Genomic DNA, 16,348 nt, shown 5'->3' with positions numbered 1-16,348 from the left:
GACGGGGCCGGAGATGTTCGTTAAACAGGTGTCATGCCTTTGCAAGTTTTTAAAGAGTTGTCAAATGTATCATGCTGTACTCGCCCGTAATAGGTCATTGACCAGACGGGTTCTTTTTTGCGGCCGAAAAAGAAAACGGACAGAAGGAATGCCGCCTGTTGTGGAAAATTTTCTGGAAAGAATTCGACAGTTAGGGTAAGTACAATATGGGCAGTTAAATGTAACGTCATATCATGAAAATACTGGTCCTGATTGTTAACAGGCAGAGAGCTGTCCGTTTTCTTCTCGCTTTTATTTTATGTAATAACGGCTGCTTTGACAAGGTCAGACAGCTACCATTCTTGTCGGAATGAACGAACGACAACATTGAAAATTATGGCACGTACTTGTCGGCAGACAGAACACAAAATTCACGGCAAAAAAGGCCCGCTGTCAGCGAGCCTTGACATTAATCATCAGCCAAAGACGGCTGATGATTGTTTTTTTCGAGATGATATTGCTGTTCTTCTTTTTGCCAGTAGCGGGTATCTTCTTCTGTGATGTGGCGGATCACCCGCGCCGGGTTGCCGGCAGCAATCACATTTTCCGGTACATCTTTTGTGACGACCGAGCCTGACCCGATGATCGAGTTGCTGCCGATTGTTACGCCCGGGTTGACTGTGACGTTGCCGCCTATCCAGACATTGTCCCCGATGTGGATGGCTTTGCCGAATTCAAGTCCTCTCGTACGGACGCCGGCATCGATTGGATGTCCCGGTGTCAGCAGGTGGACGCGCGGGCCGAGCATCACATTGTCGCCGATGACGATTTTTGCAACATCAAGAAAAACGCATTCCATGTTGGCGTAAAAGTTTTCACCGATGTAGGTGTTGAAGCCGTAATCCACGTGGAGCGGCGGATTGACAAAAATTTTGTCGCCGGTTTTTCCGAAGAGTTGTTTTTCCAGCGCAACGATTGCTTCCGAGTCGTTAATATCCAGCTGATTTATTTTTTGTGCAAGGGCTTTGCCGGTGGTTGATTTTTTTTCTGCTTCAATGTCGCCGGCAAGATAAAGTTTTTCCGAAATCATGCGTTCATATTCAGGGTACATCATGCTTTCCTCCTGTAATAAATAAATTTCTGCGGTGCAGACACGATGTATTATAGCAAATAAATCTGTTGTTGGCGCCTTTTTGGCTGAAAGGCTGCTAACTTTAAGTCGCTTGTCTTAGTCGCTTTGAGTAAAAAACCGCAATAATTCCAGTCGGGCATTTTCTGGCGTATCAGATGCGTGGATAATATTCTGCGTGCCGGACAGGCCGAAATCGCCGCGGATAGTCCCGGGTTCAGCTTCCAGTGAATTGGTTGCCCCGATCATCCGGCGGACGACAGCGACGGCCTGCGGACCTTCAATGATGAGATAAACCACTGGGCCGGAAGTCATGAAGGCAATCAGCTCATCAAAAAAAGGGCGTCCTTGCAGGTGCTGGTAATGTTCCTTTGCCAGTTCGGCTGTCATGGTCGTCATCTTGATGTCTGTGATGGTCAGCCCTTTGTCTTCCAAACGCTGGATAATCCGGCCTGTGAGTCTGCGGGCGACGCCGTCTGGCTTGATAATGACTAAAGTTTGTTCGTTCATCAGTGTGTTCTCCTTTCGTATGGGACAGAGGTTGAATCTGGTGAGTCAGGCGCCTGAAAAGTGTACGGAAACATGATATAGTAAGAGTAAAAGAACAACTTACAAGGAGGGTGCGGCAATGATTGATTTGAAGGGCTATACGACATTCGTGTTTGATTTTGACGGCACGCTGGCAGACACGCTGCCGATTTGTTTTGAAAGTTTCCGCCGAGTTTTTCGCAAATATAATCAGGAAGAACTGGCCGATGATGAAATCGAAGCCCGTTTCGGTCCGAGTGAAACAGGCGTTATTCAAAATTATGTGAAACCGCCGGAGAAAGCCGATGAAGCACTGCGTCTGTTTTACACAATTTACCAGCAGGAACATGACCGGCTGGCAAGAACGCAAGATGATGTCGTCCAGTTGTTGGCACAATTGAAAGAGTCAGGGAAAAATATTGCAGTCGTAACCGGAAAAGGGCGGAAGTCGTATGATTTTTCCGTTGACAAACTATCTTTGACCCCGTATATCGACCTCAGTATCGCCGGCGATGAGGTCAACGATCATAAACCGCATGGTGAAGGCATCGTCCGGGTACTGGAATACTTCGACTGCCCGCCGGAGCAGGCTGTTTACTTTGGTGATTCCAATGCGGATATTTTGGCGGCCGACCATGCCGGTATCGTCAGTGTCGGTGTTAACTGGTTTGACGAGCGTTCTTTCGATGTGCAGCCGGACTATATGTCGCAGACACCGAAGGATATCCTCATATAATCGAGAGAAAAAAAGGTGAGCCGTATGCGTACGGTTCGCCTTTTTTGCTGTCTGCAAACACCTGGTGCAGCGGCAGCTATTCGGTCAGTTTTGCAATGACTTCCGTCAACTCTTGGAGGACTTCTTCTGCGGTTTCTTTGCTTTGTCTGTCTATTAGAAAATCCAGTAAGTGCTGATTTGCGGAACGGGTCAGTTCGCCGACCGCCCAAACAGCTGTGCCGCGGATCACAGGACGCGGGTCGTCTTCAATCAACTTCAACAGCTGCGGGACAGCTGTGGTATCGCGTGCATTTGCCAGTGCGATGATAGCGTTGCGCTGAATGGGCTTTTTACCGCGCCAAGAGCCGGCAAGATGGCCGTAAGTCTGTTTGAATTCTTTGTTGGATATCGTTAGCAAAGGTTTCAATAATGGGAAGACAACGTCCGGTTCAGGCGTCATTTCCCGGTGAAAATGAAAATTTTTGCCTTTGTTATACGGGCAGACTTCTTGGCAAATATCACAGCCGTAAATGATGGTCCTGATTTTTGGCCGGAATTCTTTCGGCATCATGCCTTTTGTTTGTGTCTGGTATGAAAGACAGCGCTGGGCGTTCATCCGGCCGTCGCCTAATAAACAAGAAGTCGGGCATAAATCAATGCATTTGGTGCAGGAGCCGCATTGGCTGGTTATTGGCGTGTCGGGTTCAAAAGGAATGTTGGTGATGATTTCCCCCAAATAGACATACGAGCCGAATTCTTCCGTAATCAGCAAACCGTTTTTGCCGATAAAGCCCAGTCCGGCGCGTTGCGCAACAGCGACATCGATCAGTTCGCCGGTGTCGACCATGGGTTTGAATGTCAACCCGTCAGTCTCAGGACTTTCCCGCTTGATGAAATCAATCAGGCGAGCCATGCGCTCGTTTAAAATGTCGTGGTAATCAATGCCCCATGATGCACGGGCGAACCGCCCGCGTTTTTCGCCTCTGATTTTTTGCGGCGGCTGGGGCAGGCGTGTCGGATAGGCCAGTGCAATGGCGATAATCGAACGGGGCTGGTCAAAAATTTTATCCGGATAAATGCGTTCATCAATGACAGGGTGTTCAAAGCCTGACGTATGCCCGCTTTTCTTTTGTTCAACCAAGCTGTCTTTTAGCGCCTCAAAAGAATCGGCAGAGGCAAACCCGATTTTATCAATCCCCAGTTTTTTGCTTTCGGCAATGATTTTTTCTTTTAACTGCGTGAACATGTCTGTCACCTCTTTTTTTATAGTATGAAAGAAAAAAAGCAGTTGTGCAAGTGGGAAGTGTTTTTCTTGGCGAATGTTAATAATACGGAAAGGAAGTGATTGGTGTGTTAACAGCACAAAATGAGCGCGGAGCTGTGATTGATATCAGCGGCATGTCAAAACAGGCGATCGAACAATTACGGGACATCCGCTGGTACTGTTGTGTCTGTCATCATCCGGTCGTTTTAAAGAATGGCCGGGTGATGATATCCCATTTTGCCCACAAACAGCTCAGCAGCTGTCAGGCATTTTCAGAAGGCGAAACGGCCGAGCATCTGTGCGGCAAAGCATTGCTTGCCGCTGCGTGCAGACGCTGGGGCTATCCGTTTCAGCTGGAAGCTTATCTGCCTTCGTTGAAACAGCGTCCGGACATTCTGATTGCTGACCAATGGGCGGTCGAATTTCAATGCAGCCCGCTTCCCGTCAAACGGCTGGTGGAGCGGACAGAAGCTTACCGCCAAAACGGCTATACGGTTGTCTGGTTGACAGGACGCAATTTGTGGCTGAAGCACCGCCTGTCCGCATTGCAGCGCGCGCTGGTTTATTTTTCCAAACAGCTGGGTTTTCACATGTGGGAGCTGGATGTGGCGAACAAAACGGTGCGGCTGGATTTTTTTATTGAACAGCTGATTTGCGAAACCGCTTGCCGTTACTCCCAAAGAGAATGGCCGGCGGCGGACACACCGCTGGCGCAAATTTTGAATTATCCGGAAACCGCCAGTTTATCTGTGAAAAGAACGTATCATGCGCAAAACATTATCTTACGGAAACGGCAGCAGCTGGCCGGCTTGCTGGCAAATAAAAACCCAAAGGCGGCAGCTCTCCAGACTTATCTCTATGAACAAAGACTCAATCTGCAGACGCTGCCGGATTATTATTTCACACCGGTCAGTGACTTTCTCTTTTTTAAAAGCGACAGCGTGCTGGTGAAACGCTACGTGTGGGAGATACTTGCGGCTCATCCGGGCGGACTGTCACGGACAGCTGTCGTCCGCCTCTTGGATGAGCGTCTGTCACCAGCAGATTGGTGGGAGATGCCGAATATAGACCGGGATGTACTGCTGCATTTTTTTGTGTGGCGCTACTTGAGTCTGGTCAAGAAAACCGGCTTCGGCAGTTCCCCGCCGCACAGTCGTGAAATTTCAATGATTCCTGTCAAATATGATATGATAATGGGGTAAGCAATTCTGAAGGGAGACAGGATTTATGAGTGAACCAAAACGATTACCAAAACGGTCCGACGTGTCAGAGGAAATGACGTGGGATTTAACGCCGATTTTTTCGGATGACGCGGCATTCGATACCGCTTTTGACCAGCTTTCAGCTGATTTAAAACAGGCGGAAAACTATAAAGGGACGCTGAAAGACGGCGCGGGCGCTTTTCTGAGTGCGATTGAGTTCGTCTTGGATATTTATCAGCGGATGGAGACGCTTTATGTTTATGCCCACTTGAAAAATGACCAGGATACGATGAACACCGTTTATCAGGCACTGTACGGGCGTGCCGGTATGCTGGCTGCGCAGGCGGGCGAAGCGGTCAGCTGGTTTGAGCCGGAAGTGCTGACGCTGAGCGATGAACAAATCAGCGCCTACTTTGATGATGAGCCGAAACTGGCCGTTTACCGTCATTTCGTCACGCAAATGACTGACAACCGCGACCACGTGCTGTCATCAAATGAAGAAGCACTGCTTGCGGCGGCCGGCGAAGTGCTGAATGCATCCGGCAATATTTTCAGCGTGCTGAACAATGCCGATTTGAAATTCCCGGTTGTGGAAGGCGAAAAGGGCGAAAAAATTCAGCTGTCCCACGGGGTGTACGGCCAACTGATGGAAAGCACCGACCGGCAGGTGAGAGAGACAGCCTTTAAAGAATTGTATGGTGTGTATGAGCAGTTCAAAAATACGTTTGCCAGCACACTGTCCACTAATGTCAAAAAACATAATTTCAATGCGAAAGCACGCAATTACAGTTCTGCACGCGAAGCTGCACTGCAGGTGAACCATATTCCGGAGACAGTCTATGATACGCTGCTGTCAGTAGTGCATAAACATTTGCCGCTCTTGCACCGTTATGTGGCATTGCGCAAAAAACTCCTGAAAGTCGACACGCTTCACATGTATGACATGTACACACCTATTTTAGGGGAAGCGCCGATTAAATACAGCTATGAAGAAGCAAAAGCAAAGGCGCTGGAAGCGTTGCAGCCGCTTGGGGCAGACTATCTGGCGATCGTTGACAAAGCATTCAGCAGCCGCTGGATAGACGTTGTCGAGAATGAAGGCAAACGCAGCGGAGCGTATTCGTCCGGCAGCTATGATTCAGCGCCGTACATCCTGCTGAACTGGCACGACAGTCTGGACCAGCTGTACACGCTGGTGCATGAGATGGGACATAGTGTGCACAGTTATTTGACACGGACCAATCAGCCTTATGTGTACGGCGACTATTCCATTTTTCTCGCTGAGATTGCATCGACCACCAACGAAAATATTTTGACAGAGCATTTGCTGAGAACGGAAACCGACCCTAAAGTCCGGGCGTACGTGTTGAATCATTATCTGGACGGCTTCAAGGGAACAGTTTTCCGCCAGACACAATTTGCGGAGTTTGAACATTTCATCCATACAGAAGATGCCAAAGGCACGCCGCTGACAAGTGATTATCTCAGCGACTATTACGGTCAGCTGAATGCAGACTATTATGGCCCGGATGTGGAAAGAGATCCGGAAATCGCCCTTGAGTGGTCGCGGATTCCGCATTTCTACTATAATTATTATGTGTATCAATATGCCACGGGCTTTTCTGCCGCTTCTGCTTTGGCAGATAAAATTCTGACCGGCGATGCCGCCGCGCTTGACGCATACTTGACTTATCTGAAGTCCGGCAGCAGCGACTATCCGATTGATGTCATCAAAAAAGCCGGTGTCGACATGACACAGGCCGACTATATCGAAGAAGCCATGGCTGTCTTTGAAAAGCGCTTGAACGAATTGGAACAGCTGATAGAAGAATTATAACCAGCAATAACAACAGCCTGACGGGGTATGCCCCGTCAGGCTGTTGTTATGTGTAGTCAACTGTTTAAATGCGCCGCCACAGCCGCGAGTCAATTGTGATGACGGATGAGTCGCTGCAGGTCAGCGTGTGGTTAAGCACCTGCTTAATCAACTCGTCTTTAATATTTGAATCGACTCGAATACCAAAATCAGAATTGCTGTCATTGAAAATGACGGCAGTGGCGTAATGCTCGACGCCCATCTCTTGAGCAACTTGCTGGTCAAGGTTGAAGGACTCCATGACAAGGTCGGAATGCCGGTCCTTGTCAAACATCTGCATGTCAACCGGCAGTTCGCTGAGGATGCTTTTCACCAGCTCCGGACAATAAGGCCTGTGCCGGAGGCTGACTTCTTCCTGCAAGCGAATCAAAAATTGCCTGCCGAGTTTTTGACCTTGCAGCTGTACTGTCTTGTGGTCGAGCGTAGCTGAAAAAATCGCTTGCGACAACTCATTGCGCAACGCCAGGTCTTTTGTCGGCAACCCGCAGCGCGACAAATGATTTTGAATCAGCTGCAGTGTGACGACTGGTATAAAATTAAAGCGTATCCGGCACGGGTCATGGCTGCCGATTTGTAATAATTCTTTTTCAAGTGTCAGACAAAATTCATCTAAGGGATTAATGAATAGATATAGCTCAATCATTCTTAATAACTCCTCCATACAATTAATCCAAATTACGTTACATTTAATGTATCAGAAAAAAAGGAAATTTGAAAGAAAAAGCCTTTTTGCGGGAGAGCGGTGCTTATTGGCGGATGTCCTGCTTTCTTTTAAACATCCTGACAATCTTATTGTCGGCTGGACGGTACGGTATTTCCCTGTCTTTAAGATACGCAAAAAAATTGGTTTTTCCTGTGGTTTCTTCCGGTGTTTCCATCTCCAGCTCGTAGTCTGTTTTACCGTAGTAGCTGCTTTTATCTAGAACGAGGGAGTATCCCTCTTGAAAGGGCAGCTCAATTCTTCGTGTCGTCAGCTCTCCGATGGGCTGCATGTCCTCCAGTGACAGCTGCCAGCGGTCCAGTTTGGTTTGGATGCTTGGTATGCGGGGCAAACGTCCGGCTGCTGCCATCTGTTTCAGTTCGTCCGGCTCCATCGTGACCGTTGTTTCAATTAGGGCGACATCGCTGTCCGGATGAGGCGTCTTTAAAGTAATTTCTCCGTGCGAATCCAGTAATCTCATCCGTAATCCGATGTGCAAATCCTTCAATTCATTTTTTTTCGTGTCGAAATAAATATTTGTCTGTGTTATCCCGTCAGCAGGGGTTAGCTGATATTCTTGTATCAGCCGGTCGTAATGCTCTTTTGACAGTAGTGTTTTAAATTCGATTTCCAGTTGTTCGTTCATCGCCAGTCACCTCGTTCCCTATTGTGACGGAAGCATTCTGAAAATTCAACAAGAAACCTCTGCTTGAAAGATTAACTTTTTCGGACGGGATATGTTAAAATGAACGATGTATGACATTACTAGAATTAGTGGGGATGGATATGGAAAAAGATTGGCAAGTTTTTTTAGTGCCCTATGAACAGGCAGTATCAGAGTTGAAGGTCAAGCTGCGCGGCATCCGCAAACAGTATCGCGATTACAATATTCATACACCGATTGAATTTGTGACCGGCCGGGTCAAACCGGTTCAGAGTATCATTGATAAAAGCAAACTGCGGGGCATCAGCGAAGAACGGCTGGAAGAGGACATGCAGGACATTGCCGGGCTGCGTATCATGTGCCAGTTTGTGGAAGACATTTATGATGTCGTGGCACTTCTTAGAAAGCGCAATGATTTTACCATCATTCAAGAAAGAGACTATGTAACCAATAAAAAAGCGAGCGGTTATCGTTCGTATCACCTGATTTTAAAATACCCGGTGGAGATGATCGACGGGGAAAAACATATCCTCGTAGAGATTCAGATACGGACACTGGCCATGAATTTCTGGGCGACAATCGAACATTCCCTCAACTATAAATATCAGGATGCGATTCCGGCGGACATCAATGAACGGCTCGAACGCACAGCCGAAGCGGCCTACCTGCTTGATGAGGAGATGTCGAAGATTCGCGAAGAAATCCAAGAGGCTCAGCAGCTGTTCTCCCACGGCAAAGGGCAGACCTTTATCGACTGGCCGTCCGACAGGGACATGAACCAGGCAGAAGATGCCAAAGACTAGACAGAAAGGACGACAGAGATTGAAGTTAGCAATCGTTTCTAATCAGAGCACCAAATCGAAGCGCATCATGACACAGCTGGAAGAAAAACTTCTGTCTGCCGGACTTGAAATCGATCAAAACGACCCTGATGTCGTGTTGACAGTTGGCGGTGACGGCACACTCTTGTCAGCTTTTCACCGTTATTTGCATCTGATTGACAAAGTGCGGTTCGTCGGTATTCACACCGGTCATTTAGGTTTTTATACGGACTGGCGGGATTACGAGGTGGACCAGCTGGTACGCAGTCTTCAAAATGATGAAGGCACGAGCGTCAGTTATCCGCTGCTGGACGTGATGCTCTCTTACAGCGACAGTAAAGCAGACAAGCAGTTTCTGGCATTGAATGAAGCGACGCTGCGCGACTTTTCAAAAACGATGGTGGTCGATGTATATATCAAGAATGATTTTTTTGAACGGTTCCGGGGCGACGGCTTGTCCGTTTCCACGCCGACCGGTTCGACCGCCTACAGTAAAAGTCTCGGCGGGGCGGTGATTCATCCGCGGCTGAATGCGATTCAGCTGAATGAAATTGCCTCGATCAACAATCGCGTGTACCGGACACTCGGGTCGCCGCTGATTATTTCAGGGCATGAGTGGATTCGTATCGACATCAAAAATGGCGGTAACTATCATTTGAACATTGACCACTTGACGATTCCGCAGTCTAAGCTGAAATCGATTATGTTCAGCGTGTCGCGGAAAAAAATACATTTCGCCTCGTACCGCCACACGCCGTTCTGGCGTCGTGTGAATGATGCGTTTATCGGCGAATTTCCGAAAAAGGAACAGGATGATTAATGGAGTTTCATTGGATTTATCAGGGCGCTGAGCCGAAGCAGCTGAAAAATTTTTTACATGAACAGGGGATTTCCCGGAAACTTTTGGCAAAAATCAAGTTTCAGGGAGGCGAAATCAAAGTGAACAATCACATTCAAAATGTGTTGTTCCGTCTCTCTAAAAATGATGCGGTTGCCATTGTGATACCGGATGAAGGGGAGCATGAAACGATGCTGCCCGACAGCATGCTGATTGACATTGTTTATGAGGATGACCACCTGCTGGTCGTCAATAAACCGAGCGGGATTGCGTCGATTCCGGCGCAATATCATCCCAACGGCACGATGGCCAATCGTGTGAAGCACTATTACAATGAACAGAATTACCGCGACCGGGTGATTCATGTCGTGACGCGTCTGGACAGGGACACATCAGGTCTGATGCTGTTCGCAAAACACGGCTTTGCGCACGCTCTGCTGGACGCGCAGCTGCGGCGCCGGGAGCTGGACAAGACGTATCAGGCGCTGGCAGGCGGAAAGCTTGACGAACTAGCTGCACATGGCTGGCTGGACGAACCGATTGCCAGAGATATGAGTTCGCTGATGAAGCGGCAAGTATCTGCGGACGGACAGCCGGCACTAACGGAATACCGGCTAGTTAAAAAAGACGCGCGGCGTGCATTAGTGGATATTACACTGCATTCCGGCAGGACGCATCAAATCCGTGTGCATTTTGCGGCGCTTGGCTGCGCGCTGCTGGGGGACAGTCTGTATGAGGGCGATATGACACAGGGAATCGACCGTCAGGCGCTTCACTGCACGCGGCTGCGGTTTGCGCATCCGTTTACCAAAGAGCTGCTGACCTTTGAGTGTCCGCTGCCCGAGGATATGGCAGCACTTGCGGCTGAGATAATTTAGGAGAGGAAGCTGGTCATGAACGAGAATAACACAATTGAAGAGCAATATGATTATTTGCTTCAGTGTCTGAAAAGCGAGGACATGACTAATTTTCGAACGGCTTTTTTTGATTTGCACATTTACGAGCAGGGGCAATTTTATCAGTCGCTTGATGAAGATGAACGTCTGCGCCTATATCACTATCTGTCTCCGAAAGAGATGGCGGATATGTTTGATGTGATTGAAGAAGACAATGAAGATGTCAAAGACTATCTGAAAGAAATGCGTCCGCAGTACATTGCCGATATGCTGTCGGAAATGTACACTGACAACGCGGCGGATATTTTGAATCAGCTGGACAAGGCTAGCGTGGCCCGTTATCTGAGTATTATGGACAGCGACAGCGCCGAAGAAATCAAAGAGCTGCTGCATTATGAAGATGAGACTGCCGGTGCGATCATGGCGACTGAGTATGTCGCCATTAAAGCCAACCAGACGGTTCATTCGGCGATGAACCTGCTGAAAAAAGAGGCCCGTTCGGCAGAAACAATTTACTATGTCTACGTGATTGATGAACAAGAGCGTTTGATTGGCGTCATGTCACTTCGTGACCTGATTGTCAGCGACGACGATGTAATGATTGCCGACATCGTCAGTGAACGGGTCATCTCTGTCAAAGTCGGCGATGACCAGGCGGATGTCGCCAAGACCATCCGGGACTACGACTTTCTGGCTGTACCCGTCACCGATTATGACGATCATCTGCTGGGGATCATCACGGTTGACGATATCATCGACGTCATCGATGATGAAGCGGCCAGCGACTATTCCGGTCTGGCCGGGGTCAACGTAGAAGAAGTATCCGACAATCCGTTTAAATCCTCAGCTAAACGTCTGCCGTGGCTGATTACGCTGCTGTTTTTAGGGATGTCCACAGCCAGCCTGATTGCCCATTATGAAGAGTTGGTCAGCGAGGCGAGTATTTTGGCGGTGTTTATCTCGCTGATTACCGGTACTGCCGGCAATGCCGGTACGCAGTCCTTGGCGGTAGCTGTCAGAAAACTGGCTGTGACAGATGATAAAGATGCTAATTTCTTTCGCAGCATCATCACCGAAGTACTGACCGGGCTGGTCACCGGTTTTGTGACAGGTGCGACGATTTTCGTTATCGTCGGCATTTGGAAACAGAATTTTACACTGGGCTTTGTTATCGGGGCTGCGATGCTGTGCGCCATCACCGTGGCAAATCTGGCTGGCAGTCTGATACCGCTGTTGATGGAAAAACTCGGGTTCGACCCGGCAGTTGCCAGCGGTCCGTTCATCACGACGTTGAGTGATTTGACCAGTGTGTTGATTTATTTTAATATTGCCAGTTTGTTCATGAGCTATTTTATTACATAAAACTTTTGATAGTTCTAAAAAAGGGCACTTCGTCAAATCGGACTGATAGTATCACCTATGAACATCGGCGTAAGGAATAGTTTTCCTTCTCCGGTGTTTTTTTATTTTATTTGAATCAAGCCACTCAGCAAAAAGATGCGTGTGCGCATATTGGTAAAGCTCCTAAAGCCATAAGCGATTCGTTTTAAGGTCTTAATATGCGTATGCAGGTTCTCTAAACGACCATTGGAATACGGTGTGGTAAAGGCTAAGCGGAATACTGCTCTCGTATTTAAAAAAGGCTTTTTTGATATGCTTCAACTCCTCTGGCAGTTCATTTGGCGCATCTTTAAGTAAATCGAAGAACTGGTGTGTTTTGCAAGACTTTTCTACACAATAGGGGGTGCGGACATAATCCTAGACCAAAAAAGCTTCATGTTACTAACGATATGTATCAAAAACGAAGGCCTTTGGTGACCAAGGATATTTAGTTAACAAATTTACTTTTAAAGACAAGCCCAAGAACGAATTAATCGGAAAGAATCCAAGCGTGCAAAAGAGAATAAAGAGCTTAACGACAGGGTCCTTAAGATTTATGAAGATTCTGTCCGTCGCTACGGTGCACCTAAAATCTATCAGGAATTAGCCAAACAAGGTGTTTTCATCAGCCTCAAACGTGTGCAAAAAAGAATGAAGGACTTAAATATTCGTTCCATTATTGTTAAAAAATGGCGCCCGTCCAACTCTGACAAGGGAATTATTCAAGAACGTGAGAATCTTTTAAAACGCGATTTTTCAACCACTGGGTTGAATGAAAAATGGGTAACAGATATCACATACATTCATACTGTCGAGGATGATTGGTGTTACTTGTCATCTATTCAGGATTTACATTCTAAAAAAATTATTGCTTGGTCATTCGGTAAGAAGATGACGACAGAATTAGTGTTAGACACATTGAGCCAAGCAGTTCAAACACAAACGATGTCTAAAGAACTCGTTTTACATTCAGATTTAGGCAGCCAGTATACAAGCCAAGAATACAAAGATCAAATAAACAAATTAGGGATTCAACATTCCTTTAGTCACAAAGGGTGTCCTTATGATAATGCGGGTATCGAGTCTTTTCATGCCACTTTGAAAAAGGAAGAGGTCTACCAAAACCAGTATCAGTCTTTTGAGCAGGCTAAACTGGCATTGTTTCAATATATTGAAGGTTTTTATAATCGTACTAGAATCCACAGCAGCATTAATTATTTGACTCCTCAAGAAATGGAAACTCCTTGTCAACAAGTTGCTTAGAATTCTCATACATATTTTTTCGAAAAAAGTCTCCCAAATCGTGTCCAAGATATTGACTTAAATCCAGATTGTACTATTAAATATATTTGTGGAGGTGGTTGTAGAGCGGACGAAGATTATATAATTGAAAATAGTGTGAATTATAATCAATGTGAGTTGCAAAAATCTAATTTAAATTATTTTTTGGAGGACGTGGATGACTAAAAAAATTATTTTAATTCTATTCATTAATACGATGGTTGCGTTTTCAACTAGTTTGTTTCAGATGAATATTCTTTGGCAAATGTATACTGTTCAAAGTGAATTAAATACGATTGTTTCTCTTATTGCATCATCATTTATTCTCCAAGCTATTTTTTCTTTAACAGCTGGCATCTTAGTAGATAAATTCTCTAAAAAAAAGCTTCTACTCTTAAGCTTAGTTTCCTACAATTTGATTGTCGTCTCAACCTTGTTTTTAGATGGGAAGTTAAACACATTGCTAGCTTACTTAGCTGTTACGATAATTACGACTGTTTATCAAAGAGCATTAATCACTCTAGTAGCCTCTAATCTAACGAGTAACGATTATATCAAATATGATTCTGTCAACAGTATTGTTATTCAAGCCACCACTATTTTAAATACGATGTTAGCTGGTGTAATTATTACTTATTTAGGAATGAGCTTTATCTTTATTATTGTATTCTTATTGCTGTGGATATCTTTTGTATTGATTTTTTTATCAGTCCAGGAATTACAAAGCAATAATACTGAACGTCTTCCAGAAGCTAAAAAAAAATCATATTCACTATCATCAATCCTGAGATTTATTAAAGTAAATGTGCTATCTGATAAGAAAATAATGATTTTTATATTGATTCTTTTCTTGCTTAATCTGGATTATGGATACATTCCTAACATATTGCCTTTCTATATGTTGCAAGGAATAAAAAATCACACAGCAATTGAGTTATCATTATTAAAATCCTCAGTAAATATTGGCGAAGTATTAGGATCTTTGATAGTAGTAACCTATAGTCATAAAGTATCTTTATTGACAAAAATTGGACTTATTGGGTCGGCTTGTTCATTTTTAGCTTTGCCATTCACAAAAAACTTCGTTATTTTCACTTTTCTTATTTTGCTATTTTATGGTTTCTTCGATACGTTAACACAACCAATATTCAGTTACTTCGTTAGTTCTATTGATAATCAAATACGTGGTAGAGTTTTAGGGATAACAGATAGTGTAGTATTTCTTTCTGCTCCCTTAGGCATGTTTTTTGGAAACCAGATTAGTCAAATCAATCAGTTTTATCTTACTATTTATCTTGTATCAATATTTGTGGTTTCGTTTATAATAATTAATAAATCAGGAATTTATTCAAATATTGATTTGAAGAAAGGATGAGTTTTAACGATCAATAAATTTCAAAACAATTTATTTTTATTGTCTAGTCCAGTGTAGCCTGTCCAGTCTGCCTGCGTGATCACAGATTTTACAACAATAGGTGTGCTGGTGATGGATCAGTCGGTCAAGCGCTGCTTGATGGAACAGGATCTCGTCCCGCAGCTGAGTCGAGCCGATGTCTGTCATCACACTGCCGCACTGCTCTCAGATCCAGTCACCTTCAGCTAACGTGTGGTGCTGATCAATCACCGGCAGGTGAGCGATCTTCGCTGCTTTTTGACCGGCCTTTCGGCGGTGTTGATTGACTTCGATGGCACTGGCTGTCTGCGTTGCGGGTGTTTCTGCAGAACGTGTTGCTTCTGACGGCTGGTCTTCCGAAAATAGGCTAAGCTGGCCGCTGACTTGATTCGATAATGTTTCTTTGGAGCGGCCAAAGCGTTTATCAGTCAAATAAGCTACTTGTTCACGCAATAACTTAACTTCAGCCATTAAGTGTTGATTGGCTTGATTTGTGGATTCGATTGTTCCTCTCAAATCCTCGATGGTTCCTTTTAACGTCTCAATGACTTGAAGCAAGATGGAAACATCGTGATTTTTGTTATTTTTAAGAATCTTATCATCAAATAAAGCCACTATTTCCACCGCATTTCTATCATTTGATTACGTTATTATTATACCATAAATCATCACAAAAAACAGAGGGAAAGCGCATGGAATCAACCTTTTCGCGACTTTTTCTCTGTTAAAATTGGCCGTTAACACCGGGTTTTATTGCTCGTTTTTGATCGATCGACAACCCATCTAACAACCAACGTATTTGTTGGTGCGTCAGCTGACGCACTTCGTCTTTTTTGCGCGGCCATCGCAGGCGTCCGTTTTCGATACGCTTGTAGCACAGCAGCCAGCCGTCACCATCCCAGTACAATGGTTTGAACCGGTCGCTTCGTCTGCCGCAAAACAGAAAGATCGCATCATCATAGACGTCCATCTGATAGTCTTGTTGGACGATACCAGCCAGACCATCAATTCCCTTGCGTAAATCACAAAAGCCAGTCACGATATAGACCTGTTTGACAGCGGTCAATCAAGAAGCATCGGTATTCAGCTCCTTTAACACCGTTTGAAGAATGTATTGATTGATGTCGTTATAGATCAATACCTCGCTGCCATCTTTGTGTCTTAACCGCACCGCAAGTCTCGCTGGACGCGGTGTTTTTTGTCCGCACTTTTGACTTCTTCGATGAGTTGAATAGGGATTATTTCATTTGGTTTATGCAAATATGGTAAGCGGGTAATAATCGACCGTCTATTTTTCTCTAACACTTCCGGGTAAACTGTATCTAACAAGTTTATCGGAGGTGTTTTTTTGAATCAATCATCTAGTATCGTGCCAGTCGTCCTTAAGGACAACTCACCATCAAAAGCCCCTACCACGTCTGTCAAACCTAAACTAGCTTGTCAGCTGAAAATTGGTGAGGCTGATTTGCGCGTGTACAACGGTATTAATCAGTATATCTTATCAACAATCATAAAGGAGTTGCGTGATGGCGGGACTCATTGATTACAGCCAGGTCAAACATATTTTCATCGTTTGCGGCAAGACTGACATGAGACGCGGGATTGACGGCTTAGCTGCCATTGTGACCGATACGTATCAGTTGGATGTCTTCAGCCAAGCCCTCTTTTTATTCTGCGGAGGT

The 16,348-nt window shown here is 45.5% G+C and carries 17 protein-coding genes and 2 pseudogenes; 11 read left to right on the top strand and 8 right to left on the bottom strand.

Features of this window, described 5'->3' with window-relative positions; translation table 11 throughout:
* Positions 1–448: 448 nt before the first annotated feature.
* Both CBF27_RS08580 and ndk read right to left on the bottom strand, forming a co-directional pair.
* Positions 449–1,093, bottom strand: coding sequence for a sugar O-acetyltransferase (locus CBF27_RS08580; RefSeq protein WP_126813901.1), 645 nt, complete (start codon positions 1,091–1,093; stop codon positions 449–451).
* A gap of 114 nt (positions 1,094–1,207) precedes the next feature.
* Positions 1,208–1,618, bottom strand: a complete 411-nt coding sequence (gene ndk / locus CBF27_RS08575) for a nucleoside-diphosphate kinase (RefSeq protein WP_126813900.1) — start codon at positions 1,616–1,618, stop codon at positions 1,208–1,210.
* Positions 1,619–1,736: 118 nt separating this feature from the next.
* On the opposite strand from ndk, the gene CBF27_RS08570 reads away from it, so the two are divergent.
* Positions 1,737–2,372: an HAD family hydrolase gene (locus tag CBF27_RS08570; RefSeq protein ID WP_126813899.1), complete on the top strand. Its 636-nt coding sequence runs from the start codon at positions 1,737–1,739 to the stop codon at positions 2,370–2,372.
* A gap of 76 nt (positions 2,373–2,448) precedes the next feature.
* Here the strand turns inward: CBF27_RS08570 and queG are convergent, their stop codons facing one another.
* Positions 2,449–3,597, bottom strand: coding sequence for a tRNA epoxyqueuosine(34) reductase QueG (queG, locus tag CBF27_RS08565; protein WP_126813898.1), 1,149 nt, complete (start codon positions 3,595–3,597; stop codon positions 2,449–2,451).
* A 104-nt stretch (positions 3,598–3,701) separates the two neighbouring features.
* Here queG and CBF27_RS08560 point away from each other — a divergent pair, with 104 nt between their 5' ends.
* Together CBF27_RS08560 and pepF are read left to right on the top strand one after the other, a co-directional pair.
* Positions 3,702–4,817, top strand: a complete 1,116-nt coding sequence (locus tag CBF27_RS08560) for a competence protein CoiA (RefSeq protein ID WP_126813897.1) — start codon at positions 3,702–3,704, stop codon at positions 4,815–4,817.
* Between the two features lie 25 nt (positions 4,818–4,842).
* Entirely contained in the window at positions 4,843–6,654 is a 1,812-nt protein-coding gene (gene pepF / locus CBF27_RS08555; RefSeq protein ID WP_126813896.1) for an oligoendopeptidase F, read from the top strand.
* A 64-nt stretch (positions 6,655–6,718) separates the two neighbouring features.
* Here pepF and CBF27_RS08550 read toward each other — a convergent pair whose 3' ends face one another.
* Together CBF27_RS08550 and CBF27_RS08545 are read right to left on the bottom strand one after the other, a co-directional pair.
* Positions 6,719–7,336 (bottom strand): DsbA family protein, encoded by a 618-nt coding sequence (locus CBF27_RS08550; RefSeq protein ID WP_170175062.1) that lies wholly within the window; start codon positions 7,334–7,336, stop codon positions 6,719–6,721.
* Between the two features lie 103 nt (positions 7,337–7,439).
* Positions 7,440–8,039 carry a CYTH domain-containing protein gene (locus CBF27_RS08545; protein WP_126813894.1) on the bottom strand — a complete coding sequence of 200 codons (600 nt, stop codon included), beginning with the start codon at positions 8,037–8,039 and terminating at the stop codon, positions 7,440–7,442.
* A 140-nt stretch (positions 8,040–8,179) separates the two neighbouring features.
* On the opposite strand from CBF27_RS08545, the gene yjbM reads away from it, so the two are divergent.
* The 4 genes from yjbM to mgtE are packed head-to-tail and all read left to right on the top strand — an operon-like array spanning position 8,180 to position 11,974.
* Positions 8,180–8,860, top strand: coding sequence for a GTP diphosphokinase (yjbM, locus tag CBF27_RS08540; protein ID WP_126814001.1), 681 nt, complete (start codon positions 8,180–8,182; stop codon positions 8,858–8,860).
* A 19-nt stretch (positions 8,861–8,879) separates the two neighbouring features.
* A complete protein-coding gene (locus CBF27_RS08535; protein ID WP_245986014.1) occupies positions 8,880–9,698 on the top strand; it encodes an NAD kinase in 819 nt (272 codons plus the stop codon).
* Complete coding sequence (locus tag CBF27_RS08530; RefSeq protein WP_126813892.1) at positions 9,698–10,594, top strand: RluA family pseudouridine synthase; 897 nt, start codon at positions 9,698–9,700, stop codon at positions 10,592–10,594. The genes CBF27_RS08535 and CBF27_RS08530 overlap by 1 nt, the downstream gene beginning before the upstream one ends.
* A gap of 15 nt (positions 10,595–10,609) precedes the next feature.
* Complete coding sequence (mgtE, locus tag CBF27_RS08525) at positions 10,610–11,974, top strand: magnesium transporter (RefSeq protein WP_126813891.1); 1,365 nt, start codon at positions 10,610–10,612, stop codon at positions 11,972–11,974.
* Positions 11,975–12,075: 101 nt separating this feature from the next.
* Here the strand turns inward: mgtE and CBF27_RS14540 are convergent.
* A pseudogene (locus tag CBF27_RS14540) lies at positions 12,076–12,319 on the bottom strand (transposase); the annotation flags it as partial.
* Positions 12,320–12,484: 165 nt separating this feature from the next.
* Between CBF27_RS14540 and CBF27_RS08515 the strand changes: the two are divergent.
* Positions 12,485–13,255: pseudogene (locus CBF27_RS08515) on the top strand (IS3 family transposase); the annotation flags it as partial.
* Positions 13,256–13,451: 196 nt separating this feature from the next.
* The gene (locus tag CBF27_RS08510; protein ID WP_126813889.1) at positions 13,452–14,648 is read left to right on the top strand and encodes an MFS transporter; all 1,197 of its coding nucleotides are present in this window, start codon (positions 13,452–13,454) and stop codon (positions 14,646–14,648) included.
* A 204-nt stretch (positions 14,649–14,852) separates the two neighbouring features.
* On the opposite strand, the gene CBF27_RS14380 is transcribed toward CBF27_RS08510, so the two are convergent.
* Together CBF27_RS14380 and tnpB (CBF27_RS08500) are read right to left on the bottom strand one after the other, a co-directional pair.
* Positions 14,853–15,137, bottom strand: a complete 285-nt coding sequence (locus CBF27_RS14380) for an IS66 family transposase (RefSeq protein ID WP_425469925.1) — start codon at positions 15,135–15,137, stop codon at positions 14,853–14,855.
* A gap of 253 nt (positions 15,138–15,390) precedes the next feature.
* On the bottom strand, positions 15,391–15,732 hold the full coding sequence (tnpB, locus tag CBF27_RS08500; RefSeq protein WP_148112292.1) for an IS66 family insertion sequence element accessory protein TnpB: 342 nt from the start codon (positions 15,730–15,732) through the stop codon (positions 15,391–15,393).
* A 282-nt stretch (positions 15,733–16,014) separates the two neighbouring features.
* On the opposite strand from tnpB (CBF27_RS08500), the gene CBF27_RS08490 reads away from it, so the two are divergent.
* Together CBF27_RS08490 and tnpB (CBF27_RS14490) are read left to right on the top strand one after the other, a co-directional pair.
* On the top strand, positions 16,015–16,209 hold the full coding sequence (locus tag CBF27_RS08490) for a hypothetical protein (protein ID WP_126813887.1): 195 nt from the start codon (positions 16,015–16,017) through the stop codon (positions 16,207–16,209).
* A partial coding sequence (tnpB, locus tag CBF27_RS14490) for an IS66 family insertion sequence element accessory protein TnpB (RefSeq protein ID WP_148112291.1) occupies positions 16,193–16,348 on the top strand: 156 nt, incomplete at its 3' end. The genes CBF27_RS08490 and tnpB (CBF27_RS14490), both read left to right, overlap by 17 nt.

This window comes from Vagococcus acidifermentans (assembly GCF_003987655.1).
Lineage (GTDB): Bacteria > Bacillota > Bacilli > Lactobacillales > Vagococcaceae > Vagococcus_B > Vagococcus_B acidifermentans.
This window is presented reverse-complemented; position numbering and strand designations above follow the sequence as displayed.